20 protein-coding genes are annotated in these 22,919 nt (G+C 71.7%); 3 read left to right on the forward strand and 17 right to left on the reverse strand.

What is annotated here, in order from left to right; translation table 11 throughout:
* The coding region (locus ACFFCA_RS09595) for a protein kinase (protein WP_375484236.1) at window positions 1-1,759 on the reverse strand (1,759 nt) is incomplete at its 3' end.
* Window positions 1,760-1,870: 111 nt separating this feature from the next.
* On the opposite strand from ACFFCA_RS09595, the gene ACFFCA_RS09600 reads away from it, so the two are divergent.
* Entirely contained in the window at window positions 1,871-2,242 is a 372-nt protein-coding gene (locus ACFFCA_RS09600; protein ID WP_375484135.1) for a hypothetical protein, read from the forward strand.
* 6 nt (window positions 2,243-2,248) lie between these two features.
* Here ACFFCA_RS09600 and ACFFCA_RS09605 read toward each other — a convergent pair whose 3' ends face one another.
* The 3 genes from ACFFCA_RS09605 to ACFFCA_RS09615 are packed head-to-tail and all read right to left on the reverse strand — an operon-like array spanning window position 2,249 to window position 5,468.
* Window positions 2,249-3,688 (reverse strand): MFS transporter, encoded by a 1,440-nt coding sequence (locus ACFFCA_RS09605; protein WP_375484137.1) that lies wholly within the window; start codon window positions 3,686-3,688, stop codon window positions 2,249-2,251.
* Between the two features lie 50 nt (window positions 3,689-3,738).
* A complete protein-coding gene (locus ACFFCA_RS09610) occupies window positions 3,739-5,022 on the reverse strand; it encodes an MFS transporter (protein ID WP_375484139.1) in 1,284 nt (427 codons plus the stop codon).
* The gene (locus ACFFCA_RS09615; RefSeq protein ID WP_375484141.1) at window positions 5,019-5,468 is read right to left on the reverse strand and encodes a MarR family winged helix-turn-helix transcriptional regulator; all 450 of its coding nucleotides are present in this window, start codon (window positions 5,466-5,468) and stop codon (window positions 5,019-5,021) included. The genes ACFFCA_RS09610 and ACFFCA_RS09615 overlap by 4 nt, the downstream gene beginning before the upstream one ends.
* 229 nt (window positions 5,469-5,697) lie before the next feature.
* On the opposite strand from ACFFCA_RS09615, the gene ACFFCA_RS09620 reads away from it, so the two are divergent.
* Window positions 5,698-7,749: a thiamine pyrophosphate-dependent enzyme gene (locus ACFFCA_RS09620; RefSeq protein WP_375484238.1), complete on the forward strand. Its 2,052-nt coding sequence runs from the start codon at window positions 5,698-5,700 to the stop codon at window positions 7,747-7,749.
* 63 nt (window positions 7,750-7,812) lie between these two features.
* Here ACFFCA_RS09620 and lat read toward each other — a convergent pair whose 3' ends face one another.
* From lat to ACFFCA_RS09645, 5 genes are read right to left on the reverse strand one after another with little or no spacing between them, the layout of a single operon-like run.
* The gene (gene lat / locus ACFFCA_RS09625; protein WP_375484143.1) at window positions 7,813-9,141 is read right to left on the reverse strand and encodes an L-lysine 6-transaminase; all 1,329 of its coding nucleotides are present in this window, start codon (window positions 9,139-9,141) and stop codon (window positions 7,813-7,815) included.
* 58 nt (window positions 9,142-9,199) lie between these two features.
* Window positions 9,200-9,706: an Lrp/AsnC family transcriptional regulator gene (locus ACFFCA_RS09630; RefSeq protein WP_375484145.1), complete on the reverse strand. Its 507-nt coding sequence runs from the start codon at window positions 9,704-9,706 to the stop codon at window positions 9,200-9,202.
* A 28-nt stretch (window positions 9,707-9,734) separates the two neighbouring features.
* Entirely contained in the window at window positions 9,735-10,457 is a 723-nt protein-coding gene (locus tag ACFFCA_RS09635) for an SGNH/GDSL hydrolase family protein (protein WP_375484147.1), read from the reverse strand.
* Window positions 10,458-10,483: 26 nt separating this feature from the next.
* Window positions 10,484-11,620, reverse strand: a complete 1,137-nt coding sequence (locus ACFFCA_RS09640) for an FHA domain-containing protein (protein WP_375484149.1) — start codon at window positions 11,618-11,620, stop codon at window positions 10,484-10,486.
* Window positions 11,621-11,655: 35 nt separating this feature from the next.
* A complete protein-coding gene (locus tag ACFFCA_RS09645; RefSeq protein WP_375484151.1) occupies window positions 11,656-12,468 on the reverse strand; it encodes a PP2C family protein-serine/threonine phosphatase in 813 nt (270 codons plus the stop codon).
* A 141-nt stretch (window positions 12,469-12,609) separates the two neighbouring features.
* On the opposite strand from ACFFCA_RS09645, the gene ACFFCA_RS09650 reads away from it, so the two are divergent.
* Window positions 12,610-13,863: a serine hydrolase domain-containing protein gene (locus ACFFCA_RS09650; RefSeq protein WP_375484153.1), complete on the forward strand. Its 1,254-nt coding sequence runs from the start codon at window positions 12,610-12,612 to the stop codon at window positions 13,861-13,863.
* A gap of 122 nt (window positions 13,864-13,985) precedes the next feature.
* Here the strand turns inward: ACFFCA_RS09650 and ACFFCA_RS09655 are convergent, their stop codons facing one another.
* The 8 genes from ACFFCA_RS09655 to ACFFCA_RS09690 all read right to left on the reverse strand — a co-directional run bounded on the left by ACFFCA_RS09655 (window position 13,986) and on the right by ACFFCA_RS09690 (window position 22,821).
* Window positions 13,986-14,921, reverse strand: a complete 936-nt coding sequence (locus ACFFCA_RS09655; protein WP_375484155.1) for an alpha/beta fold hydrolase — start codon at window positions 14,919-14,921, stop codon at window positions 13,986-13,988.
* A 52-nt stretch (window positions 14,922-14,973) separates the two neighbouring features.
* Window positions 14,974-16,062, reverse strand: a complete 1,089-nt coding sequence (gene galK / locus ACFFCA_RS09660) for a galactokinase (RefSeq protein ID WP_375484156.1) — start codon at window positions 16,060-16,062, stop codon at window positions 14,974-14,976.
* Complete coding sequence (galT, locus tag ACFFCA_RS09665; protein ID WP_375484158.1) at window positions 16,059-17,186, reverse strand: galactose-1-phosphate uridylyltransferase; 1,128 nt, start codon at window positions 17,184-17,186, stop codon at window positions 16,059-16,061. Before galT ends, galK begins: the two co-directional genes overlap by 4 nt.
* On the reverse strand, window positions 17,183-18,208 hold the full coding sequence (locus ACFFCA_RS09670) for an ABC transporter permease (RefSeq protein WP_375484160.1): 1,026 nt from the start codon (window positions 18,206-18,208) through the stop codon (window positions 17,183-17,185). The genes galT and ACFFCA_RS09670 overlap by 4 nt, the downstream gene beginning before the upstream one ends.
* Window positions 18,205-19,182 carry an ABC transporter permease gene (locus ACFFCA_RS09675; protein WP_375484162.1) on the reverse strand — a complete coding sequence of 326 codons (978 nt, stop codon included), beginning with the start codon at window positions 19,180-19,182 and terminating at the stop codon, window positions 18,205-18,207. The genes ACFFCA_RS09670 and ACFFCA_RS09675 overlap by 4 nt, the downstream gene beginning before the upstream one ends.
* Entirely contained in the window at window positions 19,179-20,699 is a 1,521-nt protein-coding gene (locus tag ACFFCA_RS09680; RefSeq protein WP_375484164.1) for a sugar ABC transporter ATP-binding protein, read from the reverse strand. Before ACFFCA_RS09680 ends, ACFFCA_RS09675 begins: the two co-directional genes overlap by 4 nt.
* A 71-nt stretch (window positions 20,700-20,770) precedes the next feature.
* The gene (locus ACFFCA_RS09685; protein WP_375484166.1) at window positions 20,771-21,871 is read right to left on the reverse strand and encodes an ABC transporter substrate-binding protein; all 1,101 of its coding nucleotides are present in this window, start codon (window positions 21,869-21,871) and stop codon (window positions 20,771-20,773) included.
* Window positions 21,872-22,056: 185 nt separating this feature from the next.
* Window positions 22,057-22,821 (reverse strand): DeoR/GlpR family DNA-binding transcription regulator, encoded by a 765-nt coding sequence (locus ACFFCA_RS09690; RefSeq protein WP_375484168.1) that lies wholly within the window; start codon window positions 22,819-22,821, stop codon window positions 22,057-22,059.
* Between the last annotated feature and the right edge of the window lie 98 nt (window positions 22,822-22,919).

The raw sequence follows: 22,919 nt of genomic DNA on the forward strand, positions 1-22,919 counted from the left end.
CGACGCGTTCGGCTTCGACGCGTTCGGCTTCGACGCGTTCGGCTTCGACGCGTTCCTGCTCGACACGCTCCGCCTCGACCCGCTCCGCCTCGACCCGCTCCGCCTCAAGACGCTCCGCCTCAAGACGCTCCGCCTCGACCCGCTCCGCCTCGACCCGCTCCGCCTCGACCCGCTCCGCCTCGACCCGCTCCGCCTCGACCCGTTCCGCCTCGACACGCTCCGCCTCGACACGCTCCGCCTCGACACGCTCCGCCTCGAGCCGGTCAGCTTGGGCGGCCGCGGGGGCAGCGAGCAACGCTTCGCGGTTGGCCAGCTTCACCTCCCGGGTGTCGGGGTTCGCCGGCCGCGGCACCTCGGCGTCGACCACGTCGGGCGGCGGTGGCGGCTCCCAGGCTGCGGCCGCCGCGACACCCGTCGACGTCGCCGGTTCCGCTGCGGCGACGGGCTCGACGAGGTCTGACGGGTCGCCGGAATCGGACGGCGGCTCGACGTGCGCCTGCACGAGGTGAACCTCGGACCATCCGTCGCTCTCGGTGGAGGCAGCGGCCTCGTCGACGGGCTCATCGACACCGGCCTCGTCGACGGGCTCGTCGACGACAGCGTCGTCGACGAACTCGTCGAACGGCGCGACCACGGGCCCGAGCTCGGCAGGGTCCGGAAGAACACGCTCGTTCGTCGGGCGGGGGTCCATCGCGGGCGCCGGCGGGTGCTCGACGGGGCGGCCCGACACGGTCGGCGTCGACCAGTCGTCTTCCGGCACGGCTTGGGCCGGCTCCGCGGGTGGGACGGGCGGAGCCGCGGACGCCGGTGCCGCGAAGTCGGGTGCGGCCTGCTGTCCGGCGTCGGGCAGGCGGGTGTAGGTGGGCAGGCCCGAGGTCCCCCCGCCGATGTCGCGGATCAGGAACTGGGTACGTGGCCACCCGTACTCGACCTCGACACCGGCGAGCCCCGCGGCGAACTCCGCCGCGGTCGGCGGTCGGCTGCCCTGGTCCTTCGACATCGCGTGCAGCAGCAGGTCCGACAACGACGGCGGCGCCTGGCTGTTCACCAGCGGCTGCACCGGGTCGCGCAGGATCCGGAGGATGACCGAGGCGGGCGACTCCCCCTCGTAGGCACGGAACGCGGCGCGACCGGCGATCAGCTGGTAGAGCGTGGACGCGAGCTCGTAGACGTCGGTGGCCGCGGACGTCGCGCCGCCCTCGAGCAGCTCCGGCGCCGCGTGCAACGTCGTGAAGTCGAACAGCCCGGCCGTCGTCTGGGTCGAGGACTGCAGCATCGCGACGCCGAAGTCGGCGAGCGCGGGTTCCCCGAACTCGGTGATCAGGATGTTCTGCGGCTTGACGTCGCGGTGCAGGATCTCGGCCCGGTGGGCGGTCTCCAGCGCGCCGGCGATCTTGATGCCGAGCGCCACGACCTCGGCGACCGGGAGCCCGGCGTCGGTGGGCATGCGGTCGGCGATGGAGCCGTGGCACAGCTCGAGTACGAGCACCGGTCGCTGATCGGCCGCCCGGAACGTGCGGTACAGCGTGACGATGTTGGGATGCGAGCTGACTGCTCCGAGCGCGACCGACTCGCGTTCGAAGGACTCCAGGGCCCGCGGCGAGGCGTCCCTGACGTTGAGCAGCTTGAGGGCCACCAGGCGGTTCGTGCCGATCTCACGGGCGCGGAAGACGGTGGCCAGGCTGCCCACGCCGATCTCGGCGATGTCGGTGAACCCGGGGAAGAACTCGTGCTGCGGGGCGGCCTTGGACCGACGCATCAGCGCCACGTGAACCTCCCGACTGAGCCGCTCCGGCGAGGGTATCAACGCAAGGTCGAACTCGACGGTTCCAGCGAGGCGCCGGCTCGCACGGCGTGAGACGCTGCCGGGGTGGACGTCCCCTATCCCCCGGCGCCCGCCCTCGCCGCGTTGCTGGCCGGCGCGGGTGTCACGCACTTCGCCGTGCCCGCGTTCTACGACGCGATGATCCCCGAGGTGCTGCCCGGGCCGCCGCGCGCCTGGACCTACGGCAGCGGGGTCGTCGAGCTCGCCGTGGGCGCGGCGGTGGTCCTGCCGCGGACGCGGCGTTCGGGCGCCCTCGCCGCGGCCGGCCTGTTCGCCGCGGTGCTGCCCGGCAACGTCAAGATGGCGCTCGACGCGCGGCGCAGCGACTCGACGGCCTACCGGGCCGGGACGATCCTGCGCCTGCCGTTGCAGGCTCCGCTGATCGCCTGGGCCCTGCACCTGCGCCACAGGGGCTGACGCGGATCAGTCCGCCGCGACGGGTTCGAGCCCCGGGTCGACGAGCTCGGCCGTGCGGCCGGCGCTGGCGTTCGCGCGGCGTCCGGTCGTCGCTGCACCCAGGACTAGCACGGCGAGTCCCATCGCCGCGATCAACCACCACGCGGGACGGGCGGCGGCCACGAAGCCGGTCGACAGCGACCCGCTCAGTCCGGCCGCGAGCACGGACCCGATGATCGCGACACCGAGTGCGGACCCGACCTGTCGACTCGTGGACGCCACCGCGGCGGCGGTGCCGGCCTGCTCACGCGGCATCCCCGAGACCGCCGTGTTGGTGATGGGCGCGTTCACCAGGCCGAAGCCGGCCGAGAACACGACGTAGCTGGCGATCAGCCGCAGGTAGGACTCGTCGGCGGACAGCGGCACCAGGGTCAGGGCACCCGCGCACAGCAGCACGCCGGCGAGCAGCAGCGGGACCCGCGGGCCCCGGGACCCGACGATGCGTCCGGACACCGGAGCCAGGACGAGCGTCATGACCGCGATCGGCAGCGTGCACAGCCCGGCGACGAGGGGCCGCAGGCCGCGCACCTCCTGCAGGTAGAGGGTGTTGAGGAACAGGAAGCCCGCGTACGCGCCGAACGAGCACACCGCGATCACCGTGGCGCCGCTGAACGGCACGCTGCGGAAGAAGCGCAGGTCCAGCAACGGGTCGGTGCGGCGCGGCTCGTACCGCAGCAGGGCGACCAGCGCCGCTGCCGCGACGACGGCGGCGGTCAGGGTCTCCGGCGAGGTCCATCCCGTCCGGGGCGATTCGATGATCGCGAACGTGAGCCCGGCCAGGACGGCGATGACCAGCAGTTGGCCGACGGGGTCGGGCCGACGGGCCCGCGGCGCCCGGGACTCGGGAACGAACAGGGCGGTCAGCACGAGGGCGGCGAGCCCGATGGGGATGTTGATCCAGAAGATGGCGCGCCAGTCGACGGCGTCGATGAGCGCACCGCCCACGACCGGCCCGACGCCGATGGACAGCCCGACCACCCCACCCCACACACCGATGGCCTGCGCGCGTTCCTTCGGGTCGGTGAAGACGTTCGTGATGATCGACATCGCGACCGGGTTGAGCATCGCGCCGCCCACGGCCTGCACGGCGCGGAACGCGATCAGCCAGCCGAGCGTCGGCGCCAGGCTGCACAGCAGCGACCCGAGGACGAAGACGGCGAGACCGATCTGGAACACGCGCCGCCGGCCGAGGCGATCGGCGGTCGACCCGGCCAGCATCAACAGGCTGGCCAGCACGACGGTGTAGGCGTCGATCGTCCACTGCAGGTCGGTCAACGACGCGTGCAGATCGGTGTGGATCGAGGACAGCGCGATGTTGACGATCGTGTTGTCCATGCCCACGATCAGCAGGCTCATGCAGCAGATGCCCAGGATGAGGAAGCGTCGGCGACGGGTCAGTTCGGGCACCGCACCCACGGTACTTAGCCTGGCTAACTACCGCAGGTGTCCTCGCTCACTCAGCTCTCGTTGCCGATGCCCGCCGACACCTCGGCCTCGTCCTCGCGCTCGACGCGGTCGAGCTCGTCGAGCTCGGGCTGGACCGACGCGCCGGCGTCGGCCCTGGCCAGCGCGCCGTGCACGGTCGACAGCAGCAGCCCGGCGGCGAGGACCGTGCCGGCCCCGAGCAGGAAGGGCACGGTGGCGTTGCCGTCGGAGGCCACCAGCTTCGAGGCGACGAAGGGCGCGAGCCCACCGCCGATGAAGCGCACGAAGCCGTAGGTCGCGGAGGCCACCGGCCGCTCGACCGGCGCGATGCTCATGACGGCGGTGGTCACCAGGGTGTTGTTGACGCCGATGAAGGTTCCCGCCACGATCACGGCCACGATGACGGTGGGCTTGGAGTCCCACCAGATGGCGATGACGGCGAGGTCGGCAGCCATGAGCACGAAGTTGCCGTACAGCGTCCGGGCCGTGCCGAAGCGGGCCTTGAGCCACGGCGCACCCCAGACCGCGAAGACGGCGACCAGGACACCCCAGGCGCAGAAGACGAGGCCGAGCTGCTGCGGCGAGATGGGCTGCATGAGGAACGGCGAGTACCCGAGAACGGTGAAGAAGCCCCAGTTGTAGAGCAGGCCGACGCCGCTGGTGGTGGCCAACGCCCGGTGCCGCAACGCCTTCAGCGGCTCGGTGATCGATTCCCTGCGTTGCGGCTTCGGCGTCTTCGGCAGCAGGAACACCGTGGCGACCAGCGCGATCGCCATCAGCACGGCGACCCCGAAGAACGGCCCGCGCCGGCTGATGGACCCGAGCTCGCCGCCGAGCAGCGGGCCCAGCGCGATGCCGACCCCCAGCGCGGTCTCGTAGAGGATGATCGCTCCGTTGAACCCACCGGTGGCGGAGCCGACGATGACGGCCAGCGAGGTCGCGATGAACAGCGCGTTGCCGAGCCCCCACCCGGCGCGGAAGTAGACGATGCCGTCGATCGAGTTGGCCGTTCCGGCGAGCGCTGCGAAGACCACGATGAGCATCAGGCCGGCGATCAGCGTCTTCTTGGCGCCGATGCGGCTCGACACCCAACCGGTCACGAGCATCATGACCGCGGTGACGACGAGGTAGCTGGTGAACAGCAGCTCGACCTGGCTGGGTGACGCGTGCAGCTTGGAGCTGAGCGCAGGCAGGATCGGGTCGACGAGGCCGATGCCCATGAAGGAGATGACGCACGCGAACGCCACCGCCCACACGGCCTTCGGCTGCTTGAACGGGCTGGAAGCGTGCTCCTCCGCGCCGTGGTGCACGGTCATGCGGATCCCTCCTGGCGGGGTTGCGGTCGGTGATCGATGAGGCGGTCCAGCGCGGGCAGCGCGGCCAGGATGAGCTCCTGGTCCGCGGCGGGCAGCTCGTCCAGCCGGTGGCGCAGCGCGTCGACACGCGCCTGCCGGCGCTTTGCGATGAGCGCCCGTCCGGCGGGGGTGATGCGCACCAGCGCGGCGCGGCCGTCGGTCGGGTCGGGCGTCCGCTCGGCGAGACCGGAGCCGGCCAGGCGGTTGACGAGCACGGTCACGCCGGGCTGCGTCATCCGCTCGAGCCGGGCCAGGTCGGACACTCGGATCGGGCCGTCGCGATCCAGCCGTCCGAGCGTGGCGACGGTCGAGCTGGACAGCTCGCCGGGCAACGCCTCGCGCAGCCAGCGCACCAACCCCTCCACCGTGAGCGCGAAGGCGCCGACGTCGAGCTGCCGCGTTCTCATAAACAAAGTATATAACTGCCGTATCTATTTGGCCAGACGCGTTCCGGACGGGGAGCGCCCCGGGCGGAGCACCGGCCCGCTCGGGCGGTACGGCAGGATCGCAGGCGTGTCCCCGGCTCCGGATTCCCCGCACGACGTCCTCGACCACGACACCCGCGAACAGCTCGCGGCCCTCGAGCCCGCGGGGCCGGAACCCGTCGACCCGGGCCTGCTCGACCTGTTCGACGCCATGGCCGCCAGCCGGCTGCTCGACATCCACGCCCGACGCATGCGCGCCACCGGCCGCGGCTACTACACGATCGGGTCGGCCGGCCACGAGTCCAACGCCTACGTCGCCGCCGCGCTGCGGCCGACCGATCCGGCCCTGCTGCATTACCGCTCGGGCGGGTTCTTCCTGGCCCGGTCCTTGCAGGCCGGCCGGTCGCTCGACGACGCGCTGCGGGCCGTGCTGCTGAGCATGCTGGCCAGCACGGACGATGCCGCGTCCGGCGGCCGGCACAAGGTGTGGGGCGACGCGTCGTTGGCCGTCATCCCGCAGACCTCGACCATCGCCTCGCACCTGCCCCGCGCCCTCGGCGTCGCCATGTCCGTGAGCCGCGCCAAGCGCCTCGGCGTCCCGGGCCGCTGGCCCACCGACGCCGTCACCGTCTGCTCCTTCGGCGACGCCAGCCTGAACCACTCCACGGCGGCCGGGGCCCTGAACGCCGCCGGCTACACCGCCGAGCAGGGGTTGCCGCTGCCGCTGCTGTTCGTCTGCGAGGACAACGGGATCGGCATCTCGGTGCCCACCCCCGCGGGGTGGGTCGCGCAGGCCGCACGGCGGCCGGGGATCACCTACCTCGCCGCCGAGGGCGACGACCCGGACGCGGCACGAGCCACTGCCCAGGAGGCCGCCGACCTCGCCCGTCGGCGGCGTCGCCCCGTCCTGCTGCACCTGCGCACCGTGCGCTACCTCAGCCACGCCGGCAGTGACGTCGAGACCGCGTACCGCGCGGCCGGCGAGCTGACGGCCGACCGGGCCCGTGACCCGCTGCTCGCGCTCGCCCGGCGCATCGGGGGGGCCGCCCCCGCCGAGCGCTACGCCCACATCGCCGGGCGCACGGCAGCCATCGCCGACCAGCTCGCCGACACCCCGACGCTGGCCGACGCCGCCTCGGTGATCGCGCCGCTCGCCCCGCGCCACCGGCGTGACATCGCCCGGGCCGCGACCACCCCCGCCGCGCCCGAGCGACGGGTCGAGGTCTTCGCCCACCGCCTCCCGGAGCAGGCCGGCCCGATGACGCTGGCGCAGAGCATCAACGCCGCACTCACCGACGCGCTCGCCGCCCGTCCGGAGACCCTGGTCTTCGGGGAGGACGTCGGCCGCAAGGGCGGCGTGTACGGGCTGACGCGCGGGCTCGCGGCGCGCTTCGGTGCCGCGCGCGTGTTCGACACCCTGCTCGACGAGCAGTCGATCCTGGGCTACGGCCTCGGGCTGGGCGTCAGCGGCATGCTGCCCATCCCCGAGATCCAGTACCTCGCCTACCTGCACAACGCCGAGGACCAGCTGCGGGGCGAGGCGGCGAGCCTGCGCTTCTTCTCCGACGGCGCGTTCCGCAACCCGATGGTCGTGCGGATCGCCGGGCTGGCCTATCAGAAGGGCTTCGGCGGGCACTTCCACAACGACAACGCCGTCGGCGTGCTCCGCGACATCCCCGGCCTGGTCGTCGCCGTGCCGTCACGACCCGAGGACGCCGCGCCCCTGCTGCGCACCTGCCTCGCGGCGGCGGCGGTGGACGGGCAGGTCAGCGTCTTCCTCGAACCCATCGCGCTGTACCACGAACGCGACCTGCACGAGCCGGGTGACCGCGGATGGCTGGGCGACTACTCGACCGACGAGCACGCGGGCATCGGTGAGGCGCGGGTGCACGGTGACGGGCGTGATCTCACCATCGTCACCTTCGGCAACGGCGTGCGGATGAGCCTGCGCGTCGCCCGCCGGCTCGAGGCCGACGGCATCGGCGTCCGCGTGCTCGACCTGCGCTGGATCTCGCCCCTGCCCGTCGACGACATCCTGCTCAACGCGGCCGCGACGCGGCGTGTGCTGGTCGTCGACGAGACGCGGCACGCCGGCGGGGTCGGCGAAGGCGTGCTGACGGCGCTCGTCGAGAAGCGGTTCCCCGGCCGGATGGCCCGGGTGGCCAGCCGCGACAGCTACGTGCCGTTGGGTGACGCCGCCGACCTGGTGCTGCTGGGCGAGGACGAGGTCGAGGCCGCCGCGCGCGAGCTCGTGACCCGCTGACGGGCCGAACCCGTTGCGCGGCGTGCGGAACGGCTCACACCGTCCCGCACGCCACTCCCCCGGTCAGTGACCCAGGCCGGACAGGACCCGTCCCAGGGCCGCCATGCCCGCGTCGACCTCGTCGATCGAGACCGTGAGGGCCGGGCGGACCCGGAGGCTGGTGGTGCCGCAGCCCAGCGCGAGCACGTGCTCGTCCTCGCGCAGGTGGGCGACGACCTGGTCGCGCAGCTCGGCGGTCGGCAGCGTGAACGCGCAGAGCAGGCCGCGGCCGCGGACATCGGTCATCACCGGGTGCGCCTCGGCGAGGGCGTCGAGCTCGTGCAGCAGGTGCGCGCCGAGGAAGGCCGCCCGGTCGATGAGCTTGTCGGCCTCGATGACCTCGAGGATGCGCCGGGCACGCACCATGTCGGTGAGGTTGCCGCCCCAGGTCGAGTTGATGCGCGAGGACACCGCGAACACGTTGTCCGGCACCTCGTCGACCCGGCCGCCGGCCATGACGCCGCAGACCTGGGCCTTCTTGCCGAACGCGACGACGTCAGGCTCGACGCCCATCTGCTGGAACGCCCACGCCGTGCCGGTCATGCCGACGCCGGTCTGCACCTCGTCGACGACGAACAGCGCGTCGAACTCGCGGCACAGGTCCTGCATGCGACGCAGGAACTGGGGCCGGAAGTGGTTGTCGCCGCCCTCGCCCTGGATGGGCTCGACGATGAAGCACGCGATGTCGTGCGGGTCGGCCTCAAACGCAGCACGCGCGGCGTCGACAGCTGCGTCCTCGGCGGCGGCCACGTCGTCGGTGCCGTTGATCGACGGCGACGGGATGCGCGGCCAGTCGAACTTCGGGAAGCGCGCGACCTTGTTGGGGTCGGTGTTGGTGAGGCTCATCGTGTAGCCGCTGCGGCCGTGGAACGCCTTCTCCAGGTGCAGGACCTTCGTGCCGAGCGCGGGGTCGATGCCGTGGGCCTCGTTCCAGCGCGACTTCCAGTCGAAGGCCACCTTCAAGGCGTTCTCGACGGCGAGCGCCCCGCCGTCGACGAAGAACAGGTGCGGCAGGCCGGGGTCGCCGAGCACCCGCGCGAACGCGTCGACGAAGCGCGCCATCGGCACGCTGTAGACGTCGGAGTTGCTGGGCTTGTTCATCGCGACGCGGGCCAGCTCGTCGCGGAACGCGTCGTCCTCGACGAGGGCCGGGTGGTTCATGCCCAGGGCCGAGGACGCGAAGAAGGTGAACAGGTCGAGGTAGCGCGTGCCGTCACGGGCGTCGACGAGGGTCGAGCCCGCAGAGGCGTCGAGGTCCAGGACGAGGTCGAAGCCGTCGGCGAGCATGTGCCGGGCGATGGTCTCGTGGACCTGCGCCGGCGAGACGGTCGCGGCGGTGTTCAGCGTGGTCATGGCGCGAGCTTAGCGAACTATTTCCGGCCACTTGCCACAACGGCGGGTGAATTTCCTGTCACGTCTCGGGAGGGACGGACCGATGCTCGAAAAAGGTCTGCAACACCACGGTGGTGCGGGTGGAGACGTTCGCCCGCTTGCGGATCTCTCGGATCAGCTGCTCGAGGGCGGTCGGGGTGGCGACCCGGACGAACAGCACGTACGCGTCGTCGCCAGCCACCGAGTGGCAGGCCTCGATCTCGGACAGCCCGGCCAGGGCTTCCGGCGCGTCGTCGGGCTGCGCCGGGTCCAGCGGCGTGATGGCGATCAGCGCCGCCAGCGGCAGCCCCAGCGCCTCGGGGTCGAGCAGCGCCGTGTAACCCCGGATGGCCCCGTCGGACTCCAGGCGACGTACCCGCGCCTGCACCGCGGACACGGACAGCCCGGTGAGCTCGGCGAGCGAGCGCAGGGTGCTGCGCCCGTCGTTGGACAGGGCGCGGGCCAGCCGGCGGTCGATCGAATCGGTGAGCACCCGCCGGACGGGAGGCGTGGGCGACACGTCGACCGGTCCGGGCGACTCCGGCACGGTGGTCCTCCTGATGGTCGGGCCGGTTTCAGGCCGCTCGGGCTGCGGACACCACGACATCACCGACGACGTCGGCGAGTGCGGCGTACCCCCGCTCGTTGGGATGGAAGTGGTCGGCGGCCAGCTTGCCACGCCAGGACGAGGTCCGCGGGTCACGCAGCTCCGCGACGACGAGCCCGCGTCCGGGCGCGATGCCCAGCAGCACCTCGTTGGCCCGGCGGGCCGCCGCGGACGGATTGGGCATCGTCGTCACGATCGCCCCTCGCGGCAGCGCCTCGAGCACCTCGCCCAGGCGCGCCGGCAACAGCCTCCGGTTGGCCGGGCGCAGCAGGTCGTTCGAGCCGATCATGAGGGTGACCAGCGCGATCGGCGGGTGCACGGGCCGCGCCGACACGCTGGCCAGGGCCGGGAGCTGCCGGTCCAGCACGTCGCGTGTCGTGGCCCCGCTGACGCCCAGGTTGAGAACCGCGTAGTCGAAGCCCTGCGCCGCCAGCCGGTCGCGGACCTGACCCACCCAGCCACGGTCATGGCTCGGCGCGCCGATGCCCTGCGTCAGCGAGTCGCCGAGAGCCACCCAGAGGGGCCGGTCGCCGGCCAGCGCGGCCAGGTTGTCGCGTCGCCACGCCTCGGCGAACGGTGCGACGTCCTGGTGCACGCGCGTGATGCCGGGCAGCACCCGCCCGGCGAGCGTCAGGAACGCCCCGCGCGAGCGCCCGCTCAGGTTGGAGTACTCGAAATCGGCGTCGCTCATTCCGCCGTTCGCTCCGCCAGCGTCGCTCATTCCGGCACCTCGAAACGGACGAACGCCTCGTCGGCCAGGTTGAGGATCGTGCCCGGCACCAGTACGAACGGCTCGTGCGCCCGCAGCCGCACACCCGGTTGCCCGGGCATCGTGACGACGGTGCCGTTGGTGGAGCCGAGGTCGGTGACCTGTACCAGCCAGCCGTCGACGGCCACCCGCACGTGGGTGCGCGAGAGGTCGTTCTCGGGGCTCGGCAGGGTCACGATGTGCGGGGCGTCCTGGTCGACAGAGAACGGAGCCCGACCGAGCAGGACGTCGCGGTCGACCGGCACCGACTCACCCGACGGCAGGACGAGCACGCCCAACACGGGGCGCGGCGCGACGAACGGCGGCTGGGCCGGGACGGGCGCGCCGCAGACCCGGCACGCGCCGACGACGTAGGGGGCGTTGAGATGGCCGTTGGCGCACAGGACGGCCTCCACCATCGCCGCACCGCTAACCGGTGCGCCCTGGGCCTGCGCGCCGAGATCGGGGGCCACGTAGGCCGGTGCGGGCATCGGCAACGCCGAGACCACGGTCGGCTCGGACGACGGCGGCGGGTCCTCGTTGCGGATCTGCCCCGTGTCCGCGCGCGGGTCGATGCGGTCGTGCCCGGCGGGCGGCCCGGCGGGCGGTGCGGCGGGCGGCCCGGCGGGCGCCGGAGCAGACACCGCAGCCGACGCGGACGCGGTCGCCGGCACGATGATCGCCGTCGCGAGCACGATGCCGCCCGCGATCGGCAGCAGCGGCCACGACGGGTCGATCGGTGCGGACGGGTCGGCGAGCGACAGCCGCAGGTCGGGAGCCGCATCGAGGCGCTGGTCGAGCCACCGGGGCACGCCGGCACCGGACAGGGTCGCCGCGACGCCGCCGGCGAACTCGGCCTGGCCCCGCCCACCGACGACCAGGCGCAGGCCGTCACCGTCGGCAGAGGCGAGGGCGAAGCTCGGCACCACCGGCCCCGAACCGAGCACGCCGAGCAGACCGTCGACCCCGCGGCCCTCGGCGACGGCGGCACGGCACGCGGCGAGCTGCGGGCCCGTCGGGTCGACGTCGACGAGAAGGGCCAGACCGTCGCCGACCAGGGCGACGGTGGGGCCAGGGACGTAGTCGGGTGCGCGCGAGAAGGACATCGAAGGCCAGCCCGCCTAGAGCGACGGAGCCGGGGTCACGTGGCGGGCAGGCTGCTCGCGCCGGCGGGCGCGTCCGCCTCGGCCGCCTCGCCGGCGGGGTCCGGTTCGTCCTCGAGCACCGGGCTGTCGTTGTGCACGTCGACGACGATGACGGTGACGTTGTCGCGCCCACCGCCGTCGAGGGCCTGCTGCAGCAACGCCTCCGCTGCGTCCTCGGCGTCGGTGCGCGCCCGGACGGTGGCACCGATGGCCTCGTCGGTGACCTCGCCGCTGAGGCCGTCGGAACAGATGACGAACCGCTCGACCGCGCTCGGCACGAAGACCCACATGTCCGGCAGCGGCGCGGGGTCGGTCCCGAGGCAGCGGGTGATGATGTTGCGGCGCGGGTAGTACGCCGCCGCCTCGGCCGTGATCTGTCCGGCGTCCTGGAGCTCCTGCACCTCGGAGTGGTCGACCGACACCTGGGCGAAGTCACCCTCGACGAGCCGGTAGGTACGCGAGTCGCCGACGTTGAACACGGCGCACTGCTGGACCCCGTCCAGGGTCACCGCGGCCACCCCGGTGATGGTCGTGCCCATGCCGGCGTTGTCGGGTTGCTCGCGCACCGCGTCCAGGATCAGCCGGTTGGTGTCGGCGATCGCCTCGATGATGTGGTCGGGGTGCAGCTCGGGGAGGTCGCCGAGCTCACGCATCCGGTCGGCGGCGATCTTGCTGGCCACCTCACCCGCCGCGTGCCCGCCGAGACCGTCGGCGACCGCGGCGAGCCGCTCGGTGACGACCATGTTGTCCTCGTTGGACTTGCGGACCCGCCCCGGGTGCGTCAGCGCCGAGGACGTCAGTGTGATCATCGGTCCCCACCCCTCGTCGTGTCCGGGACGCCAGCCGTCCGGGTCGTACCGACCGTAGCCAAGGGAGCGGTCTCCCCGCCATCACCGCGCCGGAATTCACCCTGTCGGACCGGTGCGTAGGGGACGCGGCATGCTGGGCCCATGACCGACGTCTCTCCCGCCGTGTCCGCCGTCCCGGTCGTCGAGACCGATCCGGGCGAGCTGGGCTTCGCCGCCGACCGGCTAGCCCGGCTGGACACACGCATCGGTCGTTACGTCGACGACGGGCTGCTCGCCGGGTGGTCGTTGCTGCTCACCCGGCGCGGTCGGATCGCGCACGTGACCGCGCGTGGCCGACGCGACGCGGAGGCGAACCTGCCCCTCGAGCTCGACACCATCTTCCGCATCTACTCGATGAGCAAGCCGGTCACCTCCCTGGCCGCGATGATGCTGTGGGAGCAGGGCGCCTTCGAGCTCACCGATCCGGTGTCGCGCTACCTGCCCGCGTTCGCCGAGACGCGGGTCTTCGCCGGCGGCTCGGACCTGGCGCCGGTCACCGTGCCGGCCGTCGAGCCCCTCCGGGTCTGGCACCTGCTCACGCACACGTCGGGGCTCACCTACGGCTTCCACCGCGCTCATCCGGTCGACGCGATGTACCGCGCCCGCGGCGGCGAGACGGGATCCGCCAACAATCTGGCCGGTGTCGTGGACGGGTTCGCGTCGATGCCGCTGCTGTTCCAACCCGGCACGGAGTGGAACTACTCGGTGTCGACGGACGTGCTGGGGCGCCTCGTCGAGGTGCTCACCGGGCAGTCGCTCGAGGACGCGCTGCGCTCGATGATCTTCGAGCCGCTCGGGATGACCGACACCCAGTTCGCGCTGCCCGACGCCAAGCGGGACCGCTTGGCCGCGCTCTACGTCGCCCGGCCGGGCGGTGGTCTCGCCCGGGCCGACGCCGAGGCCGAGCGCGTCGTGGCACCCACCTGGTTCTCCGGCGGGGGCGGCCTGACCTCGACGCTCGGCGACTACCACCGGTTCACCCAGCTGCTGCGCAATCACGGCCGGCTCGGCGACGTCCGGCTGATCGGTGACCGCACGCTGCGGATGATGACCCGCAACCACCTGCCCGGCGGCGCCGACCTCGACACCTACGGCCGGGCGCTGTTCGCCGAGTCGCCCTTCCGGGGCGTGGGCTTCGGCCTCGGTTTCTCGGTCGTGCTCGACCCGCAGGCCATGCACTCACCCAGCTCGCCCGGCGAGTACGGCTGGGGCGGGATGGCCAGCACCGCGTTCTGGGTCGACCCCGTCGAGGACATCACGGCCGTCTTCATGACCCAGCTGATGCCGTCGTCGGCCTACCCGCTGCGCTCGCAGCTGCGCCAGCTCGTCTACTCGGCGCTGGTGGACACCCCGTAGCCGACACAAGAGGGTCGCGGTTCGTGATCGACACGCGCTCAGCAGGTCTGCAGCCCGGCAGAACGCGTGATGATCTCCCGGGTGGTGACCGACGTGACCGGTCCCGACCGGTCCCGATCCGTTCAGGCGGTCGCGCGACGGTCGACCAGCGCGACGAGCTGTTCGGCGACCTCGGCCGGGCGTTCGTAGGGCAGCATGTGCCCGGCCCGCGGGTACACGACGAGCTCGGCGTTCGGCATGGCGTCGACGATCGCCCGCGAGTGCGCCACCGGCGTCAGCCCGTCCTTCGTACCGACCAGCACCACGGTCGGCGTGCGGTCGAGTGCGGCCAGGGTGTGCGTCCGGTCGTGGTGCAGCATCTCGTCGACGAGCGCCGCCGTCGTGACCGGATGCGCGCGGGAGGTCTGCGCGGCCGTGCGCATGCGGTTGCGCGGTGTGGCCGCACCCGGCCCGAAGAAGCCCTGCCGGATGAAACCGGCGATCAGCTGCGGGTGCCGCAGGTTGACCCTGGCGCGCGACATGCGCCGGATGCGGGTGACGAACGGGGTGATCAGCATCGCCGGCGCGGTGAGCCGCGCGGACAGGCCGAAGACGTCGTGACCGAGGTGCGCCGCGCTCGTGGCGACCATGGCCACGCCGACGACCTGGTCGGCCAGGACACCCGGGTGCCGTTCGGCGAGAGCCATGATGATCGGGCCGCCGAGCGAGTGGCCGGCCAGCACCACCCGCCGCCCCGCGAGGTAGCCGGTGAGCAGCTCGGCCACGTCGTCGGCGAGCTGGTCGATCGTGTTGGTGCCCCGCGGCCCGGCGTCCGACCAGCCGTGCCCGCGGGCGTCGAAGGCCACCACGCGCAGGTCCGGGCGCAGCTGATGCACCTTGGCGACCACGTCGGCCCAGCTCGTGTGGTCCTGCGTCCAACCGGCGACCAGGACGATGACGTCGGGCGATTCGGCGGGGCCGGTGTCCTCGATGCCGATGACCGTGCCGTCGGCGAGCGTGAACGGCACCAGGTCGTCGTTGCGGCCGGCCCGACCGGACAGCAGGGCGGAAGTCGTCATCGCAGCAAACTACCTGCGACGAGCGGTCACCGGTAATCGGACTCGGACCCGGCTAGGACTCCCGGTGCGCGCCGGCCGAGGGCACGACCGGGAACACCTTCGGCGGTTTGTGTCCCGCCTCGGCGAACGCCCGCTCCACCGCCGAGGTCACCGCGTCGACCGACCGGGTGTCGACCAGGGCGATGGCGCTGCCGCCGAACCCGCCCCCGGTCATCCGGGCGCCGTAGGCACCGGCGGCCACCGCCGACGCGGCCGCGACGTCGAGCTCGGCGCAGGACACCTCGTAGTCGTCGCGCAGGGACCGGTGCGACGCGTCGAGCAGCGGCCCGATGCCGCGCACGTCGTCGCCGCGCTCCAGCAGCGCGACCGTCTTGAGCACCCGCCGGTTCTCGGTGACCACGTGGCGGACCCGTGCCCGCAGCACGTCGTCGGGCAGACGCGGCAGCGCCGACTCCAGGTCGGTCACGTCGCGCAACGACGGGACGCCGAGCAGTTCGGCAGCCCTCGTGCACTCCGCACGTCGCTTGGCGTACTCGCCGTCGGCGAGCCGGTGCGTCACCCGGGTGTCGATCACCAGGAAGGTCAGGCCGTCGAGCACGAGCGGGACCTGACGCGACTCCATCGACCGCACGTCCAGGAACAGCGCGTGGTCGGCTGTGCACCGCACCACCGCGTTCTGGTCCAGGACGCCCACCGGAACACCCAGGTAGTCGCTCTCGGCGCTGTGCGCGATGTCGACGATCGACGCGTCGTCGAGCGGCACGCCGAACGTGTCGGCCACCGCACCCGAGACCGAGCACGACACCGCGGCCGACGACGACAACCCCGACCCGGGCGGCAGGTCCGCGTCCAGGTGCACCTCGAGCCCATCGATCCGGTGCCCGGCGCGACGCAGCGCCCACACCACACCCTCGGCGTAGGACGCCCATCCCGAACGCGTGCCGGGTTCGAGCTCGTCCGGCCGGGTCTCGACGCGTTCGTCGGGCCAGGCGCTGCTCGTGACCGCCAGCACGTCGTCGTCGCGCGCGTCGACGGTCGCCGTCACGCCCACCGGCAACGCGAACGGCAGCACGAACCCGTCGTTGTAGTCCGTGTGCTCCCCGATGAGGTTGACCCGCCCGGGGGCCCGCCACACCGTCATCTGCGCGCGTCGCGCAGGCGCTGGGCCATCTGCTCGGGGACGACGTCGTTGACGAAGACGTCCATCGCCGACTCCGAACCGGCCAGGTACTTGAGCTTGTCCGGCGCGCGCCGCGTCGAGAACAGTTCGAGGTGCAGGTAGGCGAGGTCACGGCCGCGGTGCACCGGGGCCTGGTGCCACCCGGAGACGTAGGGCATGGTCAGACCGTAGAGCCCGTCGACGCAGCGCAGCACGTCGAGATACATGGCTGCGAACGAGTCCCGTTCGTCATCGGTCAGCTCGGTCAGCTCGACGACCCGGCGGTTCGGGTAGAGGTGCACCTCGACCGGCCAGCGTGCCGCCTCGGGCACGAAGGCGGTCCAGTACCGGTCCTGGGCCACCACCCGGTCCCCGGCGTCCTGCTCGGCGTGGAGGATGTCGGCGAACAGGTTGGTGCCCGCCCGCTCGGCGTGGGCGCCGGCAGCAGCGAGCATGCGCGACGTGCGCGGCGTGACGAACGGGTAGGCGTAGATCTGGCCGTGCGGGTGGCTCAGTGTCACCCCGATCTCGCGGCCGCGGTTCTCGAACGGGAAGACCTGCTCGACGCCCGGCAGCGCCGACAGCGCCCGCGTGCGGTCGGCCCACACGTCGACGATGGTGCGCACCCGCTCCGGGGGCAGGGCGGCCAGCGAGGTGTCGTGGTCGGAGCTGAAGCTGACGACCTCGCACCGGCCCACGCCCGGCCGCCGCGCGTACAGCCTTCCGCCGGCGGCACCCGGTTCGTCGACACCGGACTGATGGGCCGGGGCCGTCATGGTCAGCGACGGGAACCGGTTCTCGAACACGACGACGTCGTAGTCGTGGGCCGGCACCTCGGTGAGGTTGTCCGGGGTGGTCGGGCACAGCGGGCACGCGTCGGTGGCCGGCAGGTGTGTACGACCCTGCCGGTGCGACGCGATGATGACCCACTGGTCGGTCGTCGGGTCGCGACGCAGCTCGCTGCGCACCTCGATGGGTTCCAGGTCCCGCTTGTCGCGATCGGTGCGGTCCGGCACGTCGGATTCGTCGTAGTAGATGAGTTCGCGACCGTCCGACAGCCTGACCGGTGTGACGCGGGGACCGGAGCGACGTCGGGTCGCGCTCATTCGATGCGCTCCGCTCTGGTGAGCAGGGTCTGCAGGATGACGACGACGGCGAGGAAGCCGCCGTTGACCGCATCGGAGGCGGACGAGCCGTACTTCGACAGGTGGACGCCGATGAGGTTCTGCATGATCGCGAGCAGCAGCACGCCCGCGGCGGTGCCGCTGACCGAACCCGCGCCACCCGACAGCAGGGTGCCGCCGATGATCACTGCCGCGATGGCCGTGAGCTCGTAGCCGACGCCGATGTTGGTGACGCCGGACTGCAGTCGCGAGGCGTTCAGCGCACCTGCGCTGCCCGCGAGCGTCGCCGACAGCACGTAGACCAGCACCTTGTTGCGCAGCACCGGCAGGCCCATCAGCACGGCCGCGTTCTCGTTCCCGCCGATGGCGAACAGCGACTGGCCGTAGCGGGTGCGCAGCAGCACCACGGCGCCGAGGACGAACAGCACGACGACGGTGATGATCGGTACCCAGGTGCCGTTACCGATGTTGATGAACCAGGAGTCCTTGGGCACGGTGTAGGTCTTGCTGCCCTGGTCGGTGATGGCCTGCAGCAACCCGCGGGCGCCGAGCATGCCCGCGAGCGTGACGATGAACGGCGCGAGCCGGGCCTTGGCGATGAGCAGACCCTGGACGAGCCCCCAGGCGGCAGACACGCCGACCGCGAGCAGGACGGCCACGATCCCGCCGCCGTGGTTGACGCCGTAGGCGGCGAGCACGCCGCCGAGGGCGAACACCGACCCGACGGACAGGTCGATCCCGCCGGAGATGATCACGAATGTCATGCCCAGGGCGAGCAGTGACACGTAGGCGTTGCCGACGAGGATGCTCTCCAGGTTGCCGGTGTCGAAGAAGCCGCTGGAGAAGATCGACGCGGCGAGGAAGACCACGACCAGGACGGCGACGCCGCCCTGCTCGCGCAGCAGCCGGGTGACCTGCTCGACGCGGTTGGCTTCGGTGACGGTGACTGCGTCGGCGTCCGGGGCGACCGGCGGGTCGGTCTTGCGCATGTCCACGGTGCTCATCTCCCGCTCCGTCCACGAGCGAGGTACACGGCGACGACGATGATGCCCGCCTGCACGAGCTGGGCGTAGGACTGGGCGATGTTGTGCTGCACCAGGGTCGCGGTGAGCAGCTGCATGAACAGTGCGCCGGCGACGGTGCCCAGCACCCGGATGCGGCCGCCGGTGAGCGGCGTGCCACCCACGACCACCGCGGTGATCGCCGACAACTCGTAGTTCAGGCCGTAGTTCGACGGGTCGGCCTCGGCCCCGTACCCGGTGATCAGGATGCCGGCGAGCGCCGCGAGCACCCCCGAGATGATGTAGACCGTGAGCAGGATGCGCTTGACCGGCAGCCCGGCGAGCTGACTGGCCCGCCGGTTGTCGCCGATGGCCACCAGCTGACGGCCGAACCGGGTGTAGCGGACCACGAACCCGACGATGGCCACGAGGATCAGCGCGATCCACGCCATCTTGGGGATGCCGCCGAGCAGGTCGAGCCCGAGCCCGTTGATCGTCGCGTCGGTGATGGGCTTGGCCGACGCGCCGTTGAGGATCACGGCGATACCGCGCAGGCCGATCATCAGCGCCAGCGTCGCGACGATGGGTTGCACGTTGACGACGGCGACCATCAGCCCGGCCACGAAACCCGACACCGCACCGGCGAGCAGGGCGGTGACGATGGCGAGCCCGACCCCGTACCCCAGGTAGAGGGGGATGAAGGCCGAAGCCAGCGCGATCACCGCGCCCACCGACAGGTCGATGCCCTCGGTGCCGATGACCAGCGCCATCCCGAGAGCCACGACCAGGACCGGCACGACCTGGTAGAGCTGCACCCGCAGGTTGCTGACCGACAGGAAGTGCGACGAGAGCGCCGTGTCGACGACGAGCAGGATGAGGATCGCGGCGTAGACCCCGTACCGCTGCAGCGCCACGACGACGCGGTCGCGGTCGAAGTCCAGGCCGGCGATCCCCGGGCGGACGCGCGCCTCGGTCATGGCTGCTTCCCGTCGGCGGTGTCGTCGGCGGCGTCGAGATCCGCCTCGGCGGCCAACGCGTTCATCAGTGCCCCTTCGTTGACGTCGCTGCCCGACAGGGTGTCCACGACCGCGCCGTCCTTGAGCACGATGACCCGGTCCGACCCCTCGAGCAGCTCGTCGAGTTCGGAGGAGATGAGCAGAACGCCCAGACCCTCCTCGGCCAGCTCGTCGATCACGGACTGGACCTCGGCCTTGGCGCCGACGTCGATGCCGCGGGTGGGCTCGTCGAGCAGCAGCACCTTCGGACGCAGGCACAGCCAGCGCGCGAGCATGACCTTCTGCTGGTTGCCGCCGGACAGCTCGGACACCTTCTGCTCCGGGCTCGACGCCTTGATGTTGAGCCGAGTGAAGAAGAAGTCGACGATCTCGTCCTGCTTCTTGCGGCTGACGAGACCGCCGCGCGAGATGCGCGGCAGGGCCGCGAGGACGATGTTCTCGCGCACCGACAGGTTCGGCACGATGCCCTCGCTCTTGCGGTCCTCGGGCAGCATGACGATGCCGGCCTTGATGGCGCCGGCCGTCGAGCGGGCGTGCACGGGCTTGCCCGCGACCTCGATGCTGCCTTCCTCGATCCGCAGGGAACCCGAGATGGCCTTGGCCGTCTCGCTGCGCCCGGAGCCCAGCAGCCCACCGAGACCGACGACCTCGCCGGGCCGGATCTCGACGTCGACGTGGTCGAGCTGGTGACGTCGCGTCAGGTCGTGGGCGCGCAGGACCGGCGGCGCGTCGGTGCCGCGCTCGGTCGAGAACGCGGTCGCACCCTCACGGCGCACCTCCGCGACGTCACGACCCAGCATCAGCGCGACCAGGCGCATGCGGTCGAGCTCGGCCATCGGCGCGACGTGCACCACCTCGCCGTCGCGCATGATGGTGGCGCGGTCGCAGATGGCGTAGAGCTCGTCGAGCCGGTGGCTGACGTACACGATCGCGATGCCGCGCTCCTTGAGCCGACCGATCACGCGGAAGAGCGTCTCGACCTCACGGGCCTCGAGCGACGACGTGGGCTCGTCCATGATCACCACCCGGGCGTCGATCTGGACCGCCCGCGCGATGGCCACCATCTGCTGCGCACCCAGGCCGAGCGACCGCAGCGGACGTGACACGTTCACGTCGATGCCGAACTCCCGCAGGACCGCACGGGCCTCGCGCCGCATCCGGGCCGAGTCGATGAGACCGGCCCGCCTCGGCTCCCGGTTGAGGAACAGGTTGCGCGCCACGCTCATCAACGGCACCAGGTTGATCTCCTGGTAGATCGTGGAGATGCCGGCGTCCTGCGCCTCGAGCGGGCTGCCGAAGGCGACGGAGGAACCGTCGAACAGCACCGACCCGGCGTCCGGCTGGTAGACGCCCGTCATGACCTTGATCAGGGTCGACTTGCCGGCCCCGTTCTCACCGACCAGAGCGTGTACCTCACCGGGCTGCAGCGAGAAGGACACGTCGCGCAACGCCCGCACACCACCGAAGGATTTGCGCACCCCGTCCACGTCGAGGATCGGGGTGGGCCCGCCGGCGGCCGGCGCGGGCGTCGCGCCGGCCGTCTGCGCGGTCAGTAGACGTCACCGTCCTTCAGGGCCTGCTTGGCGTTCGACGAGGTGAAGTGGTGGTCCTTGATGATCACCGTCGTCGGGGTGCCCTTGCTGGAGTAGAAGTTCTGCAGGGCGCCGAAGGCCAGCGGGCCGAACCGCGGGTTGGTCTCGACGTCGGCCACCATCGTGCCGTTGGCGACGTACTGCACGGCCTGCTGGATGCCGTCGATGCCGACGACCTTGATGTCCTTGCCCGGCACCTTGCCCGCGGCGCGGATGGCCTGGATGGCTCCGAGGGCCATCGTGTCGTTCTGGGCGTAGATGCCCTTGAGGTTCGGGTTGCTCTGCAGGATCTGGGCGGTGACCTTCTGGCCCGTCGCCTGGTCGAAGTTCGCCGTCTGCGACGCCACGATCTTGATGTTCGGGTACTTCGCCTTGATCTGGGCGTTGAAGCCGTTGGTCCGGTCGGTGGCGACGTTGTTGCCCGACGTGCCCTGCAGCTCGGCGACGTCGCCCTTGCCCTTGAGGGCGCCGGCGAGGTCGTCCGCGGCGATCTTGGCCTGGCCGCTGAAGTTCGAGCCGATGAAGCCGATGAAGTCGCTGCACGCGGTGCCGTTGACGGTGCGGTCGATGGTCAGGACGGGGATGTGCTTGGCCTTGGCCTGGTTGAGGGCGGGAGCCAGGCCGGTGGAGTTCTCCGGCGCGACGATGAGCACCTTCGCGCCCTGCGCGATCATGTTCTGGATGTCGGTGTTCTGCTGCGCCACGTTCGCGTTCGCGTTGCGCTGGATGAGCTTGATGCCCAACGACTTGGCCTGATCGGTGATCGACTTGGTCTCGGTGGCGCGGAACGGGTTGCTCGTGGACTCCGACTGGGAGAACCCGACCGTGGAGGTCTTCAGGTCCAGCTTCGGCGCGCCGTACTTCGAGTAGGTGCAGCCGGCGCCGGCCGCGGCCGCGGGGGCCGACTGGACCTGCTGCGCACCACCCGATCCGCCGGCACTGCCACTGCCGCCGCCGCCACCGTTGGACGCGCTCTTGGAGCAGGCGCCGACCAGGGCGACGGCGGCGAGCCCGGCGCCGATGACGATCGCGCTGCGCCGCGTCGAGTTGGACAACATCGTGGGTCACTCCTCAGAGATCGGTGGTGCCCGACGGCACCAGGGCGGCACCGGATGTCCGCCGTGTGGCGCGGACATGACCGGTGCATGACCAAGCGCCTGCCAGTGAACGGGAGCAGTCGCGTTCGGTCAATAGTTGACGGCAAACTGATCAGAAGTTGTCGCCACCTCGTGACCCGACCTGGTCAGGTCGAGGCGACGTGGACCTCGACGCCCTCGCTGCGCATCCGGTCGAGCGCGGCCGGGTCGGCGGCGGAGTCGGTGACCAGGTGCTGGATGCGGCCGATGGGCACGGTCTCGAACATGGTGTCCTGGCCCAGTTTGGTGTGGTCGGTGAGGACCACGACCTCCTGGGCGCAGTGCACGATCGCCTGGTCGACGCCCGCCGCGTGCATGTTCGGCGTCGACAGGCCGCGTTCGGCCGTGAGCCCGTTGCCGGACAGGAACGCCCGCTGGACGCGCACGCCGGCCAGTGACTTCTCGGCGGCGCTGCCGATCAGCGCGAACGTCGACTTGCGCAGCGAACCCCCGGTGAGCACGACCTCGGCCTTGGCGTCGGACAGCACCTGGGCGACCAACAGGGAGTTGGTGACGACCGTGAGGTCGGCGATGCGGGCCAGCCGTCGCGCGAACTCCCGGGTCGTGCTGCCCGCACCCACGACGATGGCGTCACCCTCGCTGACCAGGGTCGCCGCCAGCCGGCCGATGGCCTGCTTCTCGACCGAGGCGACCGTGCGCTTGTGCTGGTAGCTCTGCTCGTGGGACAGCCCGCCCGGCCACACCGCGCCGCCACGACGGCGGTCCAGGACCCCTTGCTCCTCGAGCGCGCGGATGTCGCGCCGCACGGTGACCTCGGAGGTGTCGACGGCCTCGGCGAGCTCGCGCAGCGACACCGCTCCGCTGGTGCGGACGAGGTCGACGATGGCCTGGCGTCGTTCAGCCGTGAACATGGACTGCCGCCTGTCTGCTGGCGATCCCGCGAACGGGCTTGATCGAAAAGGACTGTATAGCGGCTCGCAACGGTCAGCAATCAGTCGTTTGCGGTCAG

Origin of the sequence: uncultured Jatrophihabitans sp. (assembly GCF_964252635.1) — a bacterium.
Lineage (GTDB): Bacteria > Actinomycetota > Actinomycetes > Mycobacteriales > Jatrophihabitantaceae > Jatrophihabitans.